At 68.0% G+C, this 18,961-nt stretch carries 20 protein-coding genes; 15 read left to right on the top strand and 5 right to left on the bottom strand.

Annotated elements, in window-relative coordinates:
* Window position 1: 1 nt before the first annotated feature.
* From AC30PD_RS19210 to AC30PD_RS19175, 8 genes are all read left to right on the top strand, one after another.
* Window positions 2-1,093, top strand: coding sequence for an ABC transporter permease (locus AC30PD_RS19210; RefSeq protein WP_489537287.1), 1,092 nt, complete (start codon window positions 2-4; stop codon window positions 1,091-1,093).
* A 17-nt stretch (window positions 1,094-1,110) separates the two neighbouring features.
* Entirely contained in the window at window positions 1,111-2,028 is a 918-nt protein-coding gene (locus AC30PD_RS19205; RefSeq protein ID WP_489537286.1) for an ABC transporter permease, read from the top strand.
* Between the two features lie 13 nt (window positions 2,029-2,041).
* On the top strand, window positions 2,042-3,052 hold the full coding sequence (locus AC30PD_RS19200) for a formamidase (protein ID WP_489537285.1): 1,011 nt from the start codon (window positions 2,042-2,044) through the stop codon (window positions 3,050-3,052).
* Between the two features lie 16 nt (window positions 3,053-3,068).
* A complete protein-coding gene (biuH, locus tag AC30PD_RS19195) occupies window positions 3,069-3,767 on the top strand; it encodes a biuret amidohydrolase (RefSeq protein ID WP_489537284.1) in 699 nt (232 codons plus the stop codon).
* 90 nt (window positions 3,768-3,857) lie between these two features.
* Window positions 3,858-5,450 carry an ABC transporter ATP-binding protein gene (locus tag AC30PD_RS19190; protein ID WP_489537283.1) on the top strand — a complete coding sequence of 531 codons (1,593 nt, stop codon included), beginning with the start codon at window positions 3,858-3,860 and terminating at the stop codon, window positions 5,448-5,450.
* Window positions 5,447-6,124 carry a cysteine hydrolase family protein gene (locus tag AC30PD_RS19185; RefSeq protein ID WP_489537282.1) on the top strand — a complete coding sequence of 226 codons (678 nt, stop codon included), beginning with the start codon at window positions 5,447-5,449 and terminating at the stop codon, window positions 6,122-6,124. The genes AC30PD_RS19190 and AC30PD_RS19185 overlap by 4 nt, the downstream gene beginning before the upstream one ends.
* Before the next feature lie 70 nt (window positions 6,125-6,194).
* A complete protein-coding gene (locus tag AC30PD_RS19180; protein WP_489537281.1) occupies window positions 6,195-6,626 on the top strand; it encodes a group I truncated hemoglobin in 432 nt (143 codons plus the stop codon).
* A gap of 137 nt (window positions 6,627-6,763) precedes the next feature.
* Entirely contained in the window at window positions 6,764-6,886 is a 123-nt protein-coding gene (locus AC30PD_RS19175; RefSeq protein WP_489537280.1) for a hypothetical protein, read from the top strand.
* On the opposite strand, the gene AC30PD_RS19170 is transcribed toward AC30PD_RS19175, so the two are convergent.
* A complete protein-coding gene (locus AC30PD_RS19170) occupies window positions 6,858-7,784 on the bottom strand; it encodes a LysR family transcriptional regulator (RefSeq protein ID WP_489537279.1) in 927 nt (308 codons plus the stop codon). The two genes, AC30PD_RS19175 and AC30PD_RS19170, sit on opposite strands and share 29 nt — an antisense overlap.
* A 92-nt stretch (window positions 7,785-7,876) precedes the next feature.
* On the opposite strand from AC30PD_RS19170, the gene AC30PD_RS19165 reads away from it, so the two are divergent.
* Entirely contained in the window at window positions 7,877-8,293 is a 417-nt protein-coding gene (locus tag AC30PD_RS19165; RefSeq protein WP_489537278.1) for a nuclear transport factor 2 family protein, read from the top strand.
* Window positions 8,294-8,322: 29 nt separating this feature from the next.
* On the opposite strand, the gene AC30PD_RS19160 is transcribed toward AC30PD_RS19165, so the two are convergent.
* Window positions 8,323-9,186: an alpha/beta hydrolase gene (locus tag AC30PD_RS19160; RefSeq protein WP_489537277.1), complete on the bottom strand. Its 864-nt coding sequence runs from the start codon at window positions 9,184-9,186 to the stop codon at window positions 8,323-8,325.
* A 74-nt stretch (window positions 9,187-9,260) separates the two neighbouring features.
* Between AC30PD_RS19160 and AC30PD_RS19155 the strand changes: the two genes are divergently transcribed.
* From AC30PD_RS19155 to AC30PD_RS19135, 5 genes are all read left to right on the top strand, one after another.
* Window positions 9,261-10,457, top strand: coding sequence for an amidohydrolase family protein (locus tag AC30PD_RS19155; protein ID WP_489537276.1), 1,197 nt, complete (start codon window positions 9,261-9,263; stop codon window positions 10,455-10,457).
* Window positions 10,458-10,509: 52 nt separating this feature from the next.
* Complete coding sequence (locus AC30PD_RS19150; RefSeq protein ID WP_489537275.1) at window positions 10,510-11,745, top strand: MFS transporter; 1,236 nt, start codon at window positions 10,510-10,512, stop codon at window positions 11,743-11,745.
* A 112-nt stretch (window positions 11,746-11,857) separates the two neighbouring features.
* Complete coding sequence (locus AC30PD_RS19145) at window positions 11,858-12,262, top strand: hypothetical protein (RefSeq protein ID WP_489537274.1); 405 nt, start codon at window positions 11,858-11,860, stop codon at window positions 12,260-12,262.
* A gap of 41 nt (window positions 12,263-12,303) precedes the next feature.
* A complete protein-coding gene (gene cls, locus AC30PD_RS19140) occupies window positions 12,304-13,647 on the top strand; it encodes a cardiolipin synthase (protein ID WP_489537273.1) in 1,344 nt (447 codons plus the stop codon).
* Complete coding sequence (locus AC30PD_RS19135; RefSeq protein ID WP_489537272.1) at window positions 13,644-14,555, top strand: hypothetical protein; 912 nt, start codon at window positions 13,644-13,646, stop codon at window positions 14,553-14,555. The genes cls and AC30PD_RS19135 overlap by 4 nt, the downstream gene beginning before the upstream one ends.
* Window positions 14,556-14,561: 6 nt before the next feature.
* Here the strand turns inward: AC30PD_RS19135 and pncB are convergent, their stop codons facing one another.
* On the bottom strand, window positions 14,562-15,749 hold the full coding sequence (gene pncB / locus AC30PD_RS19130) for a nicotinate phosphoribosyltransferase (RefSeq protein WP_489537271.1): 1,188 nt from the start codon (window positions 15,747-15,749) through the stop codon (window positions 14,562-14,564).
* A gap of 244 nt (window positions 15,750-15,993) precedes the next feature.
* On the opposite strand from pncB, the gene AC30PD_RS19125 reads away from it, so the two are divergent.
* Window positions 15,994-17,442, top strand: coding sequence for an alpha/beta hydrolase family protein (locus tag AC30PD_RS19125; RefSeq protein WP_489537270.1), 1,449 nt, complete (start codon window positions 15,994-15,996; stop codon window positions 17,440-17,442).
* Between the two features lie 68 nt (window positions 17,443-17,510).
* On the opposite strand, the gene pcaG is transcribed toward AC30PD_RS19125, so the two are convergent.
* Both pcaG and pcaH read right to left on the bottom strand, forming a co-directional pair.
* Window positions 17,511-18,146 carry a protocatechuate 3,4-dioxygenase subunit alpha gene (gene pcaG / locus AC30PD_RS19120; protein WP_489537269.1) on the bottom strand — a complete coding sequence of 212 codons (636 nt, stop codon included), beginning with the start codon at window positions 18,144-18,146 and terminating at the stop codon, window positions 17,511-17,513.
* Complete coding sequence (gene pcaH, locus AC30PD_RS19115; RefSeq protein WP_489537268.1) at window positions 18,143-18,886, bottom strand: protocatechuate 3,4-dioxygenase subunit beta; 744 nt, start codon at window positions 18,884-18,886, stop codon at window positions 18,143-18,145. Before pcaH ends, pcaG begins: the two co-directional genes overlap by 4 nt.
* Between the last annotated feature and the right edge of the window lie 75 nt (window positions 18,887-18,961).

Below are 18,961 nucleotides of genomic sequence, written 5' to 3'. Positions count from 1 at the left end.
CATGCACAAGAACATCGTCGACGCCTTGCTTCCGATTGGTGCGCTGATCGGCGCATTGCTGCTGTTCGGCGTATTCGTCTGGCTTGGCGGCGTGAGCCCGGTCGAGACCTGGGTGCTGCTGTTCAAGGGCGCGTTCGGCGACTGGTTCTCGTGGCAGAACACGTTGACGCGTGCCGCGCCGCTGATGCTCACCGCCCTGTGCGTGGCGCTGCCTGCGCGCGCAGGGCTGGTCATCATCGGCGGTGAAGGTGCCTTGGTGCTCGGCGGTCTCGCGGCGGCCGCGGTGCCTTACCTGATGCCGTTGCCCGGCAACCTCATCGGCAGCGTGATCCTGTGTGTCGCCGGCTTCGTGATCGGCGCGGGCTGGATCGCGATGGCCGGCGCCCTGCGGCAGTACCGCGGCGTCAACGAAACCATCAGCAGCCTGCTGCTCGCGTACACCGCCATCGCGATCTTCAAGCAGTTGGTCGAAGGGCCGATGCGCGACCCGGCCACGCTGAACAAGCCCTCCACGCGCACGCTCGAAGAAGCCGTGCGCATCGGCGGCATCGCTGGCTCCGACGTGCACTGGGGTTTCGTGATCGGTGTGCTGGCCTGCATCGCGCTCGGCCTGTGGCTGGCGCTCACCGCGCGTGGCTTCTCGGTGCGCGTGGTCGGCGGCAACCCGCGCACCGCGCAGCTCGTGGGCTTGCCGGCGAGCGGGCTGATCCTGCTGGCGTGTGCACTCGGTGGCGGATGTGCCGGGCTGGCGGGCGCCATCGAAGTGGCGGCGGTGCACACGAACGCCAACGCGTCCTTGATCGCAGGCTATGGCTACGCCGGCATCCTGGTCTCGTTCATCGCGCGGCACTCTCCCTTTGCGGTGATTCCGGTCGCGATCCTCTTCGGAGGCTTCGGCGCGGCGGGCAGCCTGCTGCAGCGCCGGCTCGGTTTGCCCGACGCTTCGGTGCAGGTGCTGCAAGGCATCGCCTTCGTGCTGATTCTTGCGAGCGAAGCCTTGCGTGGGGTCGACTGGAAAGCGGCCGGCGAGCGTTTCCGGCGCTCGATGGCGCCGCGCGAAGTGCCGCTGAACAGCACCGTCAAACCCACCTGACGTTCACTCAAAACGCCATGAACGACGTGCTGCTGCCCTTCTTCGCCGCGATTCTGGGTGGCGCCCTGCGCGTCGGCGTGCCCTTTCTCTTCGTCAGCCTCGGCGAGTGCCTGACCGAAAAATCCGGGCGCATCAACCTCGGGCTGGAAGGCGTGCTGGTGCTGTCGGCGATGGCCGGCTTCGGCGGCTCTTACCTCAGCGGCTCGCCGTGGATCGGCGTGCTGGTGGCCGCCGCAGCCGGTGCCGTGCTCGCGCTGCTGCATGGCCTGCTGTGCTCGTTGCCGCGCGTGAACGACGTGGCCACCGGCATCGCTCTGATGTTGCTCGGCACTGGACTGGCCTTCTACTGGGGCAAGCCGCTGATCCAGCCGCAGGCCACGCAGTTGCCACCCTTGCCGATGGGTGCGTGGAGCAGTTCGCCGCTGTTCCAGTCGGCCTTGCAGATCAACCCCTTGCTGCCGGTCGGCATCGTGCTCGCGGTGGTGATGTATCTCGGGTTCGCGCGCACCCGCTGGGGCTTGCTGGTGCGCCTGGCGGGCGATTCGGCCAGCGCGACCAAAGCCTTGGGTTATTCGGTCAACGGCATCCGCATCGCCGCCACCGCGGCAGGCGGCGCGATCGCCGGGCTCGGCGGTGCGTCGCTGACGCTGTTCTATCCCGGCAGCTGGAACGAAGGCATCTCCAGCGGCCAGGGCCTGATCGCCGTGGCGCTCGTGATCTTCGCGCGCTGGAGCCCGCTGCGCTGCGTGGGTGCGGCGCTGCTGTTCGGCGGTGCCGGGGCCATCGGCCCGGCGCTGCAATCGATCGGCATCAGCTCGGGCTACAACCTGTTCGCCGCGGTGCCCTATGTGCTGACGCTCGTGATCCTCGTGATCAGCTGCCGGCCCGGCAAGGTGGCCGAGGGCAGCCCGGGCGAGTTGTCTTCCGCACGCTGACAAGGACGATTCGATGAGCGGTCTCGGTGGCTTGAACAAATCGCCGAACGGCGTCGTGATCGGCCTCGTGCAACTGCAGTTGCCGGTGGTCGAAACGCCAGCGCAGTTGAAGCAGCAGGCCGCGCGCATCGTCGCGATGGTGGGCAAGGCGCGCCGCAACAACGCCGGGCTCGACTTGGTGGTCTTCCCCGAGTACGCGCTGCACGGCCTGTCGATGAGCACGGCCCCCGAGCTGATGTGCAGCATGGACGGCCCCGAAGTCGCGGCATTCAAGGTCGCCTGCAAGGAGCACAAGCTCTGGGGCTGTTTCTCCCTCATGGAGTTCAACCCGAACGGCAACCCGTACAACACCGGCATCGTGATCGACGACCAGGGTGAGGTCGCGCTCTACTACCGCAAGCTGCACCCGTGGGTGCCGGTCGAAGCCTGGGAGCCCGGCAACCTGGGCATCCCGGTGATCAGCGGGCCGAAGGGCTGCAAGCTGGCGCTGATCATCTGCCACGACGGCATGTTCCCCGAGATGGCGCGCGAGTGCGCGTACAAGGGCGCCGAGATCATGCTGCGCACGGCCGGCTACACCGCGCCGATCCGCCATGCCTGGAAGATCACCAACCAGGCGAACGCGTTCCAGAACCTGATGGTCACGGCGAGCGTGTGCCTGAGCGGCAGCGACGGCACCTTCGACTCGATGGGCGAAGCGATGGTCTGCAACTTCGACGGCACGGTGATGGCCGAAGGCGGCGGCCGCGTCGACGAGATCGTCACCTGCGAAGTGCGGCCCGACCTGGTGCGCGAAGCGCGTGTGCACTGGGGCGTCGAGAACAACCCGTACCAGCTCTGGCACCGCGGCTACAGCGCCGTGAAAGGCGGTGCGATGGACTGCCCCTACACCTTCATGCAGGACATGGTGAAGGGCACGTTCCAGTTGCCGTGGGAGGGTGAGGTCGTGCACACCGACGGCACGTCGTGCGGCTTCGCCCGCCCGACCCGCGCACACGCCCCGCGCAACATGCTGCCCGAGTGAGCGCCAGGAGAACGCCTTGAGCAAAACCTCCACTTTCGTCAACGCCGACCCGTATCCGTGGCCCTACAACGGTGACCTGCGCCCGGCCAACACGGCGTTGATCGTGATCGACATGCAGACCGACTTCTGCGGTGTCGGCGGCTACGTCGACAAGATGGGCTACGACCTGTCGCTCACGCGCGCGCCGATCGGGCCGATCAAGAAGCTGATGGGTCGTTTGCGAACGCTTGGCTTCCACATCATCCACACCCGCGAAGGGCATCGGCCCGACCTGTCGGACCTGCCCGCGAACAAACGCTGGCGCTCGCGCCGCATCGGCACCGAGGGCCGCGGCATCGGCGACGACGGGCCTTGCGGCCGGATCCTGGTGCGCGGTGAACCCGGCTGGAACATCATCGACGAACTCGCGCCGCTGCCGGGCGAGATCGTCATCGACAAGCCCGGCAAGGGCTCGTTCTGCGCGACCGACCTGGAGCTGATCCTGCGCACGCGCGGCATCGAGAACCTGCTGCTCACCGGCATCACGACCGACGTGTGCGTGCACACGACGATGCGCGAAGCCAACGACCGGGGCTTCGAGTGCCTGCTGCTCGAAGACTGCACGGCCGCGACCGACTATGGCAACCACCTGGCTGCGCTGAGCATGGTGAAGATGCAGGGTGGGGTTTTTGGTGCGGTGGCTTCTTCGGGTGCGGTGCTGGAAGGGTTGGCGTGATGGGCGGCAAAGGCGCGTCTGCGCTTGCTCGTCGAGAACCACCACTGGTGCCGCCCGCCGCAACGTGCCCGACTTGACGGAGTTCCAGCCATGACCGCCCCACTCGACCCCAAACCCCCCGCCACCGGCGCCCTCACGCTCGAAACCCTGGAGCTCACCAAACGCTTCGGCAGCTTCACGGCGATGGACGCAGTCAGCATGACGGTGGCTGCCGGTTCGGTACACGCGCTGCTCGGCGAAAACGGTGCCGGCAAGAGCACGCTGGTGAAATGCGTAGCCGGCTCGCAGCGGCCCGAAGGCGGCTCGATCTTGATCGACGGCCGCGAGCACGACATCGCCACGCCGGTGATCGCACGCTCGCTCGGCATCGGCATGGTGTACCAGCACTTCACGCTCGCGCCCGGCATGAACGTGGCCGAGAACCTGCTGCTCGCCGGTGGCCGCACGCCAGCATTGATCGACTGGAAAAAGGAGCGTGCCGCGCTGCAGGACTTCCTGAAATCCACACCCTTCAAGCTCGACCTCGACGCAACTCCCGCCGGCCTGGCCGCTGGTGAAAAACAGAAGCTCGAACTGCTGAAGCAGCTCTACCTGAAGCCGCGACTGTTGATCCTCGACGAGCCCACGTCGGTGCTCACGCCGCAAGAGGCCGACGAAGTGCTGGCCTATGTGCGTGCCGTGGCCCAGCGCGGCGAATGCACGGTGTTGATGATCACGCACAAGTTCCGCGAAGTGATGGCCTATGCCGACGAAGTGACCGTGCTGCGGCGCGGCAAGCGTGTGCATGGCGCTTCGGTGCCGAGCACCACGCCCGAGCAATTGGCGCAGGCGATGATCGGCGACTCGGCCGCGAGCGCATCGGCCATCGTGGCCGAAGGCAGTGCCGCGCCCCGCGCCGCCACCGACGCGGCGGCGCCCATCGCGCTGCAGGTCGAAGGGCTGAGCGCGATGGGTGACCGTGGCACGCTGGCCGTGCAGGGTTTGAATCTGTCGGTGCGCAAGGGCGAGATCCTCGGCATCGCCGGTGTCTCGGGCAACGGCCAGCGCGAGCTGGTGGAAGCGCTCGTCGGGCAACGACCGCGCGTGGCTGGCACGGTGCGGGTGGTGGGCGAACCTTATGCCGCCAAGCGCTCCGAGAACCGCATCCTGCAATTGCGCGCGCTGCCCGAAGAGCCGCTGCGCAACGCCTGCGTCGGTGAACTCTCGGTGGCGCAGAACATGGCGCTGCGTGACTTCGACGAAGCGCCGCTCAAGCGCGGCTGGCTGCGCTTCGGAACATGGCGCGAACGCGCGCGTTCGTGGATCACCGAATACGGCGTGAAGACCCGCGGCGAGAACGCGCCGATCGCCAGCCTCTCGGGCGGCAACGTGCAGCGCGCCGTGCTGGCGCGTGAACTCGCCGGCAGCATCAACGTGTTGATCGCCGCGAACCCGGTGTTCGGCCTCGACTTCGCGGCCGTGGCCGAGATCCACGCCCGCATCCTGCAGGTGCGCGCCAAGGGCGGCGCGGTGCTGCTGATCAGCGAAGACCTCGACGAGTTGCTGGAACTCTCGGACCGCATCGCGGTGATGAGCGAAGGCCGCATCGTCTTCGAAACGCCGGCCGCCGGCGCCGACCGCCGCGTGATCGGCTCGCACATGGGCGGCGGCGACCATGGCCATGCCTTGCCGGAGGCCGCATGAACCTGATCGACATCGCCGCGACGCCGTTTCCCTACCCGTTTGCGCCGGGCCGAACGGCGCTCGTCATCATCGACATGCAGCGTGACTTCGTCGAACCCGGTGGCTTCGGTGCATCGCTCGGCAACGACGTGACGCTGCTGCACACGGCGATCGGGCCGATCGCCAGCCTGCTCGCCGCTTGGCGCGCGCGTGGCTGGCCGGTGGTGCACACGCGCGAAGCGCACAAGGCGGATCTGTCGGACTGCCCGCCGGCCAAGCGCCTGCGCGGTTCGCCCACGCAGCGCATCGGCGAACCCGGGCCGATGGGCCGGCTGCTGATCCGCGGGGAGCCGGGCACCTCGATCATTCCGGCGCTCGCGCCGCAGAGCGGCGAACTCGTGATCGACAAGCCCGGCAAGGGCATGTTCTGGTCGACCGGGCTGCACGAGATGCTTCACGCGCAGGGTGTGACCCATCTCGTGTTCACCGGCGTGACGACCGAGGTGTGCGTGCAGACCTCGATGCGCGAAGCCAACGACCGCGGCTACGACTGCCTGCTCATCGAAGATGCGACCGAAAGCTACTTTCCCGAGTTCAAGGCCGCGGCACTGGCGATGATCGCAGCGCAGGGCGCGATCGTCGGCTGGCACGCGCCGTCGGCCACCTTGCTCTCGGCGATCGGCCAGGCGCCCTGATACGCGGCCGGCGCGGGCGGCGCGCCGCGCGTACGATGCGGCCGACTCCACTGCGCCGCCGAGGCCCCGCTTGCCGACAAGAACGCTTCGATTCGCCGCCGCGCTGCTGCTGCTCGTGGCGGGGCTGGCCGCTTGCGCCAGCGCACCGCCCAGCCTCTACGGGCGCCTCGGTGGCCGCGCCGCCATCAGCGCGGTGGTCGCCGACGCGATCCACAACATCTCGGCCGACCCGCGCATCAACCGCCACTTCCTGCATGCCAACGCGCCGGGGCTGGGCAACAACCTCGTCGACCTGATCTGCGAACGCACCGGCGGGCCGTGTGTCTACCGCGGCCTGGACATGTCGGCTTCCCATGAAGGCATGAACATCCGCAACAACGAGTTCGACGCGCTGGTCGAAGACCTGTTCAAGTCGCTCGCCCGGTTCAAGGTGCCGGCGCGCGAGCAGGCCGAGGTGAAGCTCGTGCTCGAACGCATGCGCAACGCGATCGTCGGGCACTGAAGGCGGCTCGCGCCGGCACGCCGAGCACTTCTGCCGCACTGGCACGAAGCTCGCTCCTTCGTCCGCAGCAGGCCACGAACGGGCCACCTTCCCTGGCGGGCGTGACAAACGACCGCGCCTCTGTATCCGGAGTTCACATGACTGACAAACATCGTCACCGCCACGGTGGTGTGCCCCACGGCTCGGCGCCGAACTGGGTGCTGATGCTGCTGTGCCTCGGCGCGATCGCGCTCACCGCTTTTTCCGCGTCGATCGTCTGAGCTCGGGCGGTGCGACCGGCAGCGTACCGAGCTGCTGCAGACGCGCCACCACCGGCGCCAGCGCGCGGCGCGGGCGCAGCGGCGTGAAGAGGTGCATCTCGTAGCGCGGCAAGGCTTCGCGCAGATGCAGGGGCACGATCTGCTCGCCCGACGTGCCGCGCAGCAGCGCCGGGTGGGGCAGCACGGCCAGCAGGTCGGTCTGCGCCACCAGCCGCAGCAGGCTGGCGTAGTCGGGGCACGACACAGCCACACGCGGCACGCGCATTCGGCGCACCGCATGCGCTTCACGCAGCACGTCGACCGGCCCACTCACGCTCGGCCCCACGATGGCCCATGACGCCGCCTGCAAGGCCACCAGCGATTGCGCACCCGCCAACGGGTGGCCCCGCCGCGCATAGGCCAGCGGTGCAATGGCGTACAGCGGCCGCGCCACGAGGCCGAGCACCTCTTGCCCGCGCGGCAAGGGCGCGATCACCAGGTCGAGTTCACCACCCTGCAGCCGCGCCAGCATGCGGCCTTCGTCAGCGCTCGACAGGTCGAGGCGCCGGCGTGGATGCCCCTGGCACCAGGCGTCGTGCAGGGCCGGGCCGCAGACGAGTGCCGCAGACGCCGTGGCGCCGACCCGCAGCGTGTCGCTGCCGCGCCCGGTGGCGCGCGGTGCGGCGAGTGCGCCAATCCGCTCGGCCAGTTCCTGCCCGCCCAGCGCAGCGCGCAAGGCCACGTCGGTGGGCAGCTGCCGTCGCCCAGAGGGTACGAACAGCGGCGAACCGAACCCACGCTGCAGTTGTTTCAAACCCTGGCTGATGGCCGGCTGCGAAACGCCGGCGGCGCGGGCAGCAGCACTGAAACTGCCGTGGTCGATGACGAGCCGCAGGTAGTTCAGGTGGCGCAGATTCATAAGCATCCCTTATCGGTTGCCCGGCATTCTGGCTTGTCGCTGCGACTGAAGCCAAGAACAATCCGGCCCATCGACATGCCAGGAGCTTGCACATGAACACCAATCCGCTCGACACCGTGCGTGCCTATCTGCGCTGCCTGCACACCAGCGACACGGCCGGCCTGGTCGCGAGCTTCGAGCCCGATGGCGTGGTGCATTCGCCCTTCCTGGGCACGATGCCGGCACGCGAGTTCTTCCCGCGGCTGGCGCAGGCGTCGAGCCAGAGCGTGATCACGCTGATCGACCTGTTCGCTTCGGTGCAGCCCACCGACGGCACGGTGCGCGTGGCGGCGTACTTCCGCTACGACTGGACACTCGCCGACGGCCGCCTGGTCGACTTCACCTGCGTCGACGTGTTCGGCTTTCGCGCGGGCAGCGAGCGCATCGCCAGCATGCACATCGTGTACGACACGCACCCGCTGCGCGAGCGGGTGGGCGACAAGTACGCGCCCACCGCGGCCACTGCCTGACCAGCCAGCGCGGCCAGTGTCACACCGGGTCAGGGGCCGGTCGCGAGCGCGAACGCGACGGCGTCGGCAAACGCACGCGGAATGATGCCGGTGTGGCCGCCGTCATAGGCCTGGGCCCTGAACGCCAGTCGGGCATAGCGGCGCTGCTCGATGGCCTGCGAATACCGCAGGTTGGCTTCGTAGTTCCCCCCAGTGGCGTACGACAGGTGCAGCCGCACCGGCAGCTCGCTGTAGCTTGCGGCGTAGCTGCGCTCCCAGCCGTAGGCGGTGTCGGTCATGCAGCTCACCGAAGCATCGCTCGCCAGGTAGGCACTGAAAAGATGCTGGCCCGGCGCTTGCGCGAACATCGCATACAGCACGAAACTGCCGCCATGCGAATGCCCGAGCAACACGCGGCGCGCCGGGTCACCACCGTAAGTGCGTTCGATGTAGGGGATGAGTTCGCTGCCGATGAAGTTCAAGTAGGCCACGTGGCCACCGCCACCGACTGTGCAGAAGTTGCCCGGCACGTAGTCGCGGCCGCGCAAGGCCGGGTTGCCGATGCCGACGATGATCACCCGGGCGTGGGTCGTCTCGGCAATGTTCACGAGCACCTCGAACCACCACTCACCGTCGAGCGCATAGATCACCGGCAACGCGCTTCGCGGGCCGGCACTGGCCGGCGGCAGGTAGACGTTGAGTGGGTAGCTGCTGCCGTTCACTCGAGACGCGATGGTCTGAACATCGCGCGAGCCTTCCATCGGCACGGCTTCGCCCGAGCCGCCGCCCCCGCAGCCAGAAAGCACCAGCAGGCAAACCAGCAACCCCAACCAGGCATCGGAAGTCAGCCACCTCAGAGGCAAACGCCCGCGAGCGTGAAGAGGCAAGGGCAGGCGATCGGTGGCAGGCGTCATGGCGCCAGTCTAAGCGCGCGAGGCACCCCGGCACCCAGCTCATGTAGCATCCACTGAACCAGATCGGAGGGCACATGGCAGACGTGGCGGCGGGTGGCAAATCGGGCAAGGTCGTGATTCGCAACATCGGGTTGCTGCTGTCGGGCGACATCGACCGCCCGGTGCTCGATGCGAACACCATCGTCATCCACGACGGGCTGATCACCGCCGTGGGCAAGGAGGCCGACTGCGACATCGCAGAAGCCGCCACCGTGATCGACGCGCGCCACACCTGCGTGGCGCCGGGCCTGATCGACAGCCACGTGCACCCGGTGTTCGGCGACTGGACGCCACGCCAGAGCCAGCTCGGCTGGATCGACTCGACGATGAACGGCGGCGTGACAACGATGATCTCGGCCGGCGAAGTGCACCTGCCCGGCCGCCCGAAAGACATCGTCGGCCTGAAGGCGCTGGCGATCACGGCGCAACGCGCGTTCGACAACTTCCGCCCCGGCGGCGTGAAGGTGCTGGCCGGCGCGCCCGTCATCGAGAAAGGCATGGTCGAGAGCGACTTCAAGGAGCTGGCCGAAGCCGGCGTGGGCCTGCTCGGCGAGATCGGCCTGGGCTCGGTGAAAGGCGGGACGGAAGCTGCCACGATGGTGAAGTGGGCGCGCAAACATGGCATCCAGAGCACCATCCACACCGGCGGCCCGTCGATCCCCGGCTCGGGCCTGATCGACAAAGACGTGGTGCTCGAGGCCGACGCCGACATCATCGGCCACATCAACGGCGGCCACACCGCGCTGCCCGAAGCGCACGTGTGCGAGCTGTGCGAAAAATCGTCACGCGCGATCGAGATCGTGCACAACGGCAACGAGCGTGTGGCGATCGCCGCGGCGCAGGCGGCGCTGCAGCTCAAGTGCCCGCATCGCGTGATCCTCGGCACCGACGGGCCGGCCGGATCGGGCGTGCAGCCGCTCGGCATCCTGCGCATGGTCGCGTTGCTGTCGAGCCTGGCCAACATCCCGGCCGAGCTGGTGTTCTGCTTCGCCACCGGCAACACCGCGCGCATCCGCCAACTGAACTGCGGCTTGATCGAAGTGGGCCGCGATGCCGACTTCGTCTTCATGGACCGGGCCCAGCACACCGCCGGCCGCACCCTGCTCGAAAGCGTGCAGCTCGGCGACATTCCGGGCGTCGGCATGGTGATGATCGACGGCATCGTGCGCTGCGGCCGCAGCCGCAACACACCGCCTGCCACCGAGGTGCCGGTGGTGGTCGGGGCGCACTGACGTCAGGGTGGCCCCGGCTGGTGCGCCCGCGCCGCCGCACCACAATCGAACGATGCCCCACACCCCGCACGAACCCGATTCCCGCTACGCCTGGACCCGCCTGCTGACCACGCTCGCGCTGATGACGATCGGCAGCGGCGCGATGTACGTGGTCTCGGTGGTGCTGCCGGCCGTGCAGGCCGAGTTCGGCGTGGCGCGCGCCGACGCGTCGCTGCCCTACACGCTCATGATGGTCGGCTTCGGCCTGGGCGGCATCGCGATGGGCAAGGCGGCCGACCGCTTCGGCGTGATGCCGGTGGTGCTGCTCGGTTCGTTCGGCCTGGGCACCGGCTTCATCGCGGCCGGCATGTCGGGCAGCCTGCTCGCCTTCGCGCTCGTGCACGGCGTGTTGCTCGGCGCGCTCGGCAGCGCGGCCACCTTCGCGCCGCTCGTGGCCGACACCTCGTTGTGGTTCGTGCGCCGGCGTGGCATTGCGGTGGCCATCTGCGCCAGCGGCAACTACCTGGCCGGCGCGGTGTGGCCGCCGATCGTGCAGCACTTCGTCGAGACGGCAGGCTGGCGCCACACCTACATCGGCCTCGGCATCTTCTGCATGGCAACGATGCCTTTGCTCGCGTTGATGATGCGGCCGCGGCCGCCCGCCACCGCGGGCGCATCGCCGGCGTCGCGGGCCGGCGGCGTCGTGCCGTCGACACGCCCTTTCGGCCTGAGCCTGAACCAGGCGCAGTTGTTGTTGTGCGTCGCCGGCGTGGCCTGCTGCGTGGCGATGGCGATGCCGCAGGTCCACATCGTGGCCTACTGCAGCGACCTGGGCTTCGGTGCGGCGCGCGGCGCCGAGATGCTCTCGCTGATGCTCGCCTGCGGCATCGTCAGCCGGCTCGTCTCGGGCCTGATCTGCGACCGCATCGGCGGGCTGCGCACGCTCCTGCTCGGCTCGGTGTTGCAGGGCCTGGCGCTGCTGCTGTTCCTGCCTTTCGACGGGCTGATCTCGCTCTACGTGATCTCTGCGCTGTTCGGGCTGTTCCAGGGCGGCATCGTGCCGAGCTACGCGATCATCGTGCGCGAGCACTTCCCGCCGGCCGAAGCCGGCGCGCGCGTGGGCACGGTGATCATGGCCACGCTGTTCGGCATGGCGCTGGGCGGCTGGATGTCGGGCAAGGTGTTCGACCTGACCGGCTCGTACCACGCCGCGTTCGTCAACGGCATCGGCTGGAACCTGCTGAACCTGACGATCGCGCTGTTCCTGCTGAGCCGGGTGCGCGGTCGCGCTCAGGCTCAGCCCGCCTGAACCGGCGCCGGCCGGCGCGCTGAAGGCCCGTCGTCCTACAGCCCGCGAACGGGCGCGGAGCGAAGCTGTGCGCACCCGCAGCACACCGCTGCATCGCCGCAGGGGACCTGCCATGACCCACCGTTGTTTGCCGTTCGCGGCAGCGTTCGCACTCGCCATGTGTGCCTTCAGCGCCGCCGCCCAGCCGGCCTCGGCACCGGAGCTGCCCAGCGCTTCTGCGCCGATCGCAGCCAAGCCTGCGCCGCGGCCGCTGAGCCCGAGCGAACTGCGCGAAAGCGCTTCGACGCCGGGCGATCTGCGGCCCGAAAACCCGGTCACGCCGCAGATCAACATCCCGTTCGGCAAGAAGCCGGCGCCGGTGCTGGCGCCAGAACCACGCGCCCAACGCCGCATCGGCTCGGCCTCGGCGGTGGCCGGCGGCCTGGCCGACGCGCCCGCGCGCTGCGAGGCTGAAGTGGGCGATGCAGCGCGCGCGGCGTGCCGCGGCAAGCTGGCCCAAACCAAACCGTTGCGCTGATCGTGCTGCTTCCTCGCTGCGCCAGCCTGGCTCTGACGGTCATGACCCTGCTGCTCGGCGCCTGCGGGTCGTTGCCGCGCATCGTGCCCGACATGGCGCGCGCCGCACCCGCTGCGCGGGTCGAAACCGCACGTGGCCCGCTGTCGGCAGCGCGCAGCAAGCAGGTGCTCGAAGGCCTGCGCAGTGCCGGCAAGGACACCGACGTGCTCGACCGCCACCTGGCGCTCGAGCAGGCCATCTCCGACAGCCCGCTGCTCACCGGCAACAAGGTCCAGCTGCTGCAGGACGGGCCAGCCACCTACGCCGCGATGTTCGCGGCCATCGCTGCGGCGCGTGACCACATCAACATGGAAACCTACATCCTCGAAGACGACGAGGTCGGCCGGCGCTTTGCCGACGCGCTCATCGCCAGGCAGCGCGCGGGCGTGCAGGTGAACCTGATCCACGACAGCGTGGGCACGATCGGCACGCCGAAAGAATTCTTTCAGCGCCTGGTCGACGCCGGCGTTCAGGTGCTCGAATTCAACCCCGTCAACCCGCTCACCGCCAAGGCCGGCTGGGACGTGAACCAGCGTGACCACCGCAAGCTGCTGGTCGTCGACGGCAAGGTGGCGCTGCTCGGTGGCATCAACATCAGCAGCGTTTATTCGAGCGGCTCGTCGGTGCGCCGCAAGCCGGCGGGCCCCGAGGGCAAACAACCCTGGCGCGACACGCACCTGCAGATCGAAGGCCCGGTGGTGGCCGAGCTGCAGAAGCAGTTTCTCGAGACCTGGAACAAGCAGAAAGGCGACACGCTCGCGCCGCGAAACTACTTTCCGGTGCTCGGGCGCGTGGGTGGCGAAGTGGTGCACGCCATCGGCAGCTCGCCCGACGACGCCTACAGCCTGATCTACGCCACGATGATCTCGGCCATCCAGTCTGCCGAGCGCGAAGTGCTGCTGACCAATGCCTACTTCGTGCCCGACCCGCAGCTCGTGGCGGCCCTCAAAGACGCCGTGGCGCGCGGCGTCGACGTGAAGCTGATCCTGCCGGCGCGCACCGACTCGGCGCTGGTGTTCCATGCGGGGCGCTCGCACTACAGCGAGTTGCTGCAGGCCGGCATCAAGATCTACGAGCGCAAGAACGCGCTGCTGCACGCCAAGACCGCGGTGATCGACGGCGTGTGGTCGACGGTCGGCTCGACCAACCTCGACTGGCGCAGCTTTCTGCACAACCAGGAGCTCAACGCCGTCGTGCTCGGCGCAGAGTTCGGCGAACGCATGCGCAAGGCCTTCGACGAGGACGTGGCGCAGTCGGAGCAGGTCACGCTCGAAGCGTGGCAAGGCCGCGCGCTCGACCTGCGCGTGAAAGAGATGTTCGGTCGTCTGTGGCAGTACTGGCTGTGAACAAGACCCTGCGCCATCTCGCCTCGGTGCTCGCCTGCGTGGCACTGGCCACGCTGGGTGCGTCGCCCGCGTTCCCGCAAGACGCCAGCGCGCTGCGCGCGGTGCACACACAGCTGCGCGAGCGTCTGGCTGCCAGCCCGTTCAAGCGCCCGCTGCTGCTCGAATCAACGCAGGGCGACGCGAGCCTGAAAGGCGACGTCTACGCGGTCGTGGACCAACCCTTCGCCGTGGTCGCGCCGGCGTTGAAAGGCAAGGCGAACTGGTGCGATCTGCTGATCCTTAACCTGAACGTGAAACTCTGCAGCGTTGCCGGCACCGGGCCGAACGACGTGCTCACGCTGGTCGTCGGCCGCAAGGTCGACCAGGAGCTGGCCGACGGCCACCAGCTCGCGTTCCGCTACAGCATGCCGGCGGCCACGGCCGACTATCTGCGGGTGAGCATGGCCGCCGACAGCGGCCCGCTCGGCACGCGCGATTACCGCCTCACGGTGCAGGCCACGCCACTCGACGCGAAACGCAGCTTCATCCACCTGTCGTACGCGTACTCGTACGGTGTGGCGGCGCGCGTCGCGCTTCAGGGCTACCTGTCGACCGTGGCGCGCGACAAGGTCGGCTTCAGTGTCGTCGGCCAGGGCGACAGCGGCCAGCCGGTGCACGTGGGTGGCCTGCGCGGCGTGGCCGAGCGCAACACGATGCGCTACTTCCTGGCCATCGAGGCCTATCTCGGCGCGCTGGGTTCACCAGCGGCCGAGCAGCCCGAGAAGCGCCTGCGCGACTGGTTCAACGCGACCGAACGTTACCCGCTGCAACTGCACGAGATGGAGCGCGACGAATACCTCGAGATGAAGCGCCGCGAACTGCAGCGCCAGCAGTTGCTGGCCGCGGGTGCACCGGCCAAGCTGAACTGAGGGCCGTCAGCTCGCGACCTTGAACACCTGGCGCAGGTAAGCCAGGAAGGTCTCGTCGTCGCACAACAGCTTTCCCGGGCTGTCTGAGAGTTTGGCCACCGGCTGGCGGTTGGCGTGCGTCAGCTTCATCACGATGTGCAGCGTGCGCAGGCCCATGTCGTTCGTGAGGTTGGTGCCGATGCCGAAACCGGTTTGCGTGCGGTCGGCGAAGTGGCGGTACAGCGCGATCGACTTGTCGAAGTCGAGCCCGTCTGAAAAAACCAGCCGCTTGGTCTGCGCGTCGACGCGCAGCTTGGCGTAGTGCGCCAGCGCTTTTTCACCCCAGACGACCGGGTCGCCGGAGTCGTGGCGCAGGCCGTCGAAGAGCTTGGCGAAGTAGAGGTCGAAGTCGCCGAGAAAGGCGTCCATGCCGACCACGTCGGTCAGCGCGGTGCCCAGGTCGCCGCGGTATTCCTGGACCCAGTCTTCGAGCGCCGCCCGTTGAAAGTCGCGCAGCCGCACGCCCAGCGTCTGGTAGGTCTGCAGGTACTCGTGCGCCATGGTGCCGATGGGCACGAGGTCGAGGTCACGCGCGTAGAGCACGTTCGAGCAGCCCTTGAAGAATTGCGGCACCTCGCGCTTGAAGGTGGCCACCACCTCACGCTGCCAGTCGCCCGAAAACCGCCGGCGCACGCCGAAGTCGAAGAACTCGAACGGGTGGCGGCGCTTCGGCTCGCGCTCGAAGTCGCGCAGGCGTGCGATCTTCGCGACCAGCCGCTTGCGCCCTTCCTGCAGCGCCGCGGTCTGGTCGAATCGGCGGAAGTACAACTCGTTGACGATCGCCAGCACGTAGATCTCGAAGGCCATCACGTGCACCTGCGGGCCGTTGGCCACGATCTCGAGCTTGCCGTTCACCACGCTGGCCGTGATGAACTCGCGCTGGAAATGAAAGATGCGCAAAAAGTCGACGAAGTCGGAGCGGATGAAACGCAGGCCGCCCAGGTAGGCCAGGTCTTCGGGGGCGAAGCTCAGGCGGCACAGGTGGTCGAGCTGCTGGTTCACCTCGGGCAAGAGCTCGGCCAGGGGGTAGGCCGGCTCGTTGCGGCACACGAAGGTGTATTCGGCCTGCGTCTGCGGGTGGCGGTGCAGCATGGTCTGCCACATCGTGAACTTGTACAGGTCGGTGTCGAGCAGGCTGTTGATGACGGGTTGCATCGGGTGTGTCCCCATGTGGTTTTGCTGCGGTGCGCCACACCCTCCATGCGTGCACTGCCTGGCCGCATTCTCGCGCCCAATTCCGGAGCCGCCGCGACGGCGCTGTTTGACCCGATGTCCCGAACGCGACAGGTTCCAAGGGTAGCTCCCATCGCATCACCCCGCGCATGAAGACTATTCTCGCTTTCGCACGAGGGACAGATGCGCCGCAGAGCGCCAACGACCAACCCATTGGAGACAAGTCATGAAGTACCACAAACCCCTGCGCCTGACCGCGCTCGCTCTCGCCAGCACGGCGTTCCTGGTGGCCTGCGGCGGCAGCGACGACCCGCCTGCGCCGGAAGAAACCCGCGCCCAGGACACGCGCACCTTCAGCCCCGCCGACCCGACCGCCACCACCTTCACCGCCATGGCCGCCGCGGCCGGCGACGTGACCGACATGAGCACCACCAGCCGCTGGGCCGGCGTGCTGGGCGGCGCGTCTTACCGCGTCGAAGTGCCGGCCAACTGGAACGGCAAGCTCGTGATGTACGCCCACGGTTACGCCGGCACCGGCAACCTGGTCGGCGTGCAGAACCCGTCGATCCGGCGTTACCTGGTGCAGAACGGCTACGCCTGGGCCGCGTCGAGCTACGCCAAGAACTACTACGACGTGCGCGCCGGAGTCGAAGACACGAACGCGCTGGCGCTCGAGTTCACCAAGATCGCCGCCGCCAACGGGCGCACACTCGCTGCACCGACGAAGACCTACATCACCGGCCACTCGATGGGCGGCCACATCACGGCCGCCGCGATCGAAGACGAAGCGGCCTCCACAGCGGTTCACAAGGTGAAGTACGCCGGTGCCGTGCCGATGTGCGGCGTGGTCGGCGACACCGAACTGTTCAACCAGTTCGCCGCGATGCAGGTCACCGCGCAGGCGCTGGCCGGGCTGCCCGCCTACCCGACCGACAAGTTCGCCGACATCGCCGCCGTGGTGACCAGCACGCTGTTCACCACGTTCCCGAGCGCGCCGACCGCGCAAGGCGCGAAGTACCTCGCCGTGCTGCAGAACATCACCGGCGGCCCGCGCCCGATGTTCGACCTGGGCATCGCGTTCGGCGGCAGCTTCCCGTCCGCCTACGGCACCTTCGGCTCCGACGGCACGGTCACCGGCATCCTGAACAAGAACGTGCTCGACACCACGGCCTACACCTACACCATCAACGGTGACACCGCGGGCACGACGGCGTTGAACGCGTCGGTGTTGAAGATCAGCCCCACGGCAGACGCCAACCGCCTGCGCCGCGACGGCCTGCGCTGGATCCCGAAGGTCAACGGCGAGTTCAAGATTCCGGTGGTCTCGATCCACACGCTGGGCGACTTGTTCGTGCCGTTCAGCATGGAGCAGACCTACAGGACCCGCACCAACGCCAAAGGCAACGGCACCTGGCTCGTGCAGCGCGCCATCCGCGGTGTGAGCCATTGCGACTTCACCACGGCCGAGCAGGTCGAGGCCTTCGACGACATGATCAAGTGGGAACGCGACGGCATCAAGCCGACCGGCGACGACGTGGTGACCCCGGCGACCGTGGCCGCCACGACCTACGGCTGCACCTTCACGCGCAACACGCTCGGGCCCGACGAAAGTGGCACGACCCGCGCGCTGCGGCCGGCGACACTCGCCAATTCGGCGCCCTGCCCGGCACCCTGATCGGTTGAAAATCTGAACGAACAAGGGGGCCCTCGGGCCCCCTTTCTGTTGTCACGGTGCGGTTTCGCTCAGATGTCGAAGAACACCGTTTCGCCCTCGCCCTGCAGTCGGATGTCGAAGCGGTAGGTCACGGCACCGTCTTTCACCTCGCGCTGCGCCACCAGCGTCTTGCGGCGCGCTTCCCACTCGATGATGTTCAAGACCGCGTCCTTGGCGTTGGCCTCGGCTTCGTCGCTGAAGTACAGGCGCGTGTTCAGCCCGAGGTTGATGCCACGCGCCACCAGCCACACGTTGATGTGCGGCGCCATGAAGCGGCCGTTGCGGCCCGTCACCACACCGGGCTTGATGGTGTCGAAGGTGTAGACGCCGCTGTCGAAATCGGTGCAGCTGCGGCCCCAGCCACGAAAGTTCGGGTCGACGGCCTTGCCCGGCTGGCGGTCGCCGGGGTGCGCGTACTTGCCGTCGGCGTTGGCCTGCCAGATCTCGATCAGCACGTCTTTCAGCACCGTGCCGATGCCGTCGGTCACGCGGCCTTCGATGCGGATGCGCTCGCCCTTCGTCTGCGCGTTGGTCAACACGCTGCCGAAATTGTTCTCGAAGATGTCGAACCCGGCCGCCTGCGGCGCGAGGCCGATGTGAACGTAAGGCCCGGCGGTCTGCGACGCGGTTTCGCGCATCAGCGGTTTCATTTGCTGCTGGCTCATTTCGCGGCTCCTTGCACGGCGTTCTCGAACAGGGTGGCGCGCTGGCCGCGCAGCACGATGTCGAAACGGTAGGCGCGGCTGTCGAGCTGCACGAAGGCGCTCGTGTCCTGCAGCGCGATCAGGCCGCGGATCTGCTCTTCGCTCGGCACGATGCCCAGGATCGGGCAGGTCTTGATGAGCGGGTCGCCCTCGAAGTACATCTGCGTGATCAGGCGCTGGGCCCAGCCGTCGCCGCTGATCGCGTAGTGGATGTGCGCCGGGCGCCAGTCGTTCACGCGGTTGCGCCACGGGTAGGGGCCGGGGCGGATCGTGCGGTAGGCGTAGTAGCCGTTCTCGTCGGTGAGCACACGCCCGCAACCGCCGAAGTTCGGGTCGAGCGCGCCGATGTACTGGTCTTTCTTGTGGCGGTAGCGGCCGCTCGCGTTGCATTGCCAGACTTCGACGAGGGCGTTCTTCACCGGCCGGCCGAGCTGGTCTTGGACGTAGCCGTGCACGACGATGCGCTCGCCGATCGGCAAGCCGCCTTTCGACGCGTTCATGATCAGGTCGTTGTCGAGCGGGCCCAGTTCATCGGCGCGAAACACCGGCGCAGTCACCTCGGAGAGAGAGTTCTGCAACGAGATCAGCGCCAGCCGCGGGCTGCGCAACACGCTGGTCTTGTAGGCCGGCGCGAGGGCCGGCGGGTGCGACGTGGTGTCGCGCATCATGAATTCGGCGTCGGGCGCGGCCGCTCTTCCCATGGGTGTCTCCGGGGCTGTTGTGGCGCCACTGTAGTTCGCCGACCCGCGCCCGACAATTGATTTGTCGGCGCGGCT

Origin of the sequence: Rhizobacter sp. (assembly GCF_032229685.1) — a bacterium.
GTDB lineage: Bacteria > Pseudomonadota > Gammaproteobacteria > Burkholderiales > Burkholderiaceae_C > LMDS01.
This window is presented reverse-complemented; position numbering and strand designations above follow the sequence as displayed.

Coding starts and splice junctions, on each gene's coding strand:
- cls (WP_489537273.1), top strand. CDS start 12,304: ATGACCCTGCTGCTCGGCGCCTGCGGGTCGTTGCCGCGCATCGTGCCC.
- AC30PD_RS19190 (WP_489537283.1), top strand. CDS start 3,858: ATGACCGCCCCACTCGACCCCAAACCCCCCGCCACCGGCGCCCTCACG.
- AC30PD_RS19155 (WP_489537276.1), top strand. CDS start 9,261: ATGGCAGACGTGGCGGCGGGTGGCAAATCGGGCAAGGTCGTGATTCGC.
- AC30PD_RS19175 (WP_489537280.1), top strand. CDS start 6,764: ATGACTGACAAACATCGTCACCGCCACGGTGGTGTGCCCCACGGCTCG.
- AC30PD_RS19165 (WP_489537278.1), top strand. CDS start 7,877: ATGAACACCAATCCGCTCGACACCGTGCGTGCCTATCTGCGCTGCCTG.
- AC30PD_RS19170 (WP_489537279.1), bottom strand. CDS start 7,784: ATGAATCTGCGCCACCTGAACTACCTGCGGCTCGTCATCGACCACGGC.
- AC30PD_RS19200 (WP_489537285.1), top strand. CDS start 2,042: ATGAGCGGTCTCGGTGGCTTGAACAAATCGCCGAACGGCGTCGTGATC.
- pcaG (WP_489537269.1), bottom strand. CDS start 18,146: ATGAGCCAGCAGCAAATGAAACCGCTGATGCGCGAAACCGCGTCGCAG.
- AC30PD_RS19125 (WP_489537270.1), top strand. CDS start 15,994: ATGAAGTACCACAAACCCCTGCGCCTGACCGCGCTCGCTCTCGCCAGC.
- pncB (WP_489537271.1), bottom strand. CDS start 15,749: ATGCAACCCGTCATCAACAGCCTGCTCGACACCGACCTGTACAAGTTC.
- AC30PD_RS19205 (WP_489537286.1), top strand. CDS start 1,111: ATGAACGACGTGCTGCTGCCCTTCTTCGCCGCGATTCTGGGTGGCGCC.
- AC30PD_RS19185 (WP_489537282.1), top strand. CDS start 5,447: ATGAACCTGATCGACATCGCCGCGACGCCGTTTCCCTACCCGTTTGCG.
- AC30PD_RS19160 (WP_489537277.1), bottom strand. CDS start 9,186: ATGACGCCTGCCACCGATCGCCTGCCCTTGCCTCTTCACGCTCGCGGG.
- AC30PD_RS19210 (WP_489537287.1), top strand. CDS start 2: ATGCACAAGAACATCGTCGACGCCTTGCTTCCGATTGGTGCGCTGATC.
- pcaH (WP_489537268.1), bottom strand. CDS start 18,886: ATGGGAAGAGCGGCCGCGCCCGACGCCGAATTCATGATGCGCGACACC.
- AC30PD_RS19150 (WP_489537275.1), top strand. CDS start 10,510: ATGCCCCACACCCCGCACGAACCCGATTCCCGCTACGCCTGGACCCGC.
- AC30PD_RS19145 (WP_489537274.1), top strand. CDS start 11,858: ATGACCCACCGTTGTTTGCCGTTCGCGGCAGCGTTCGCACTCGCCATG.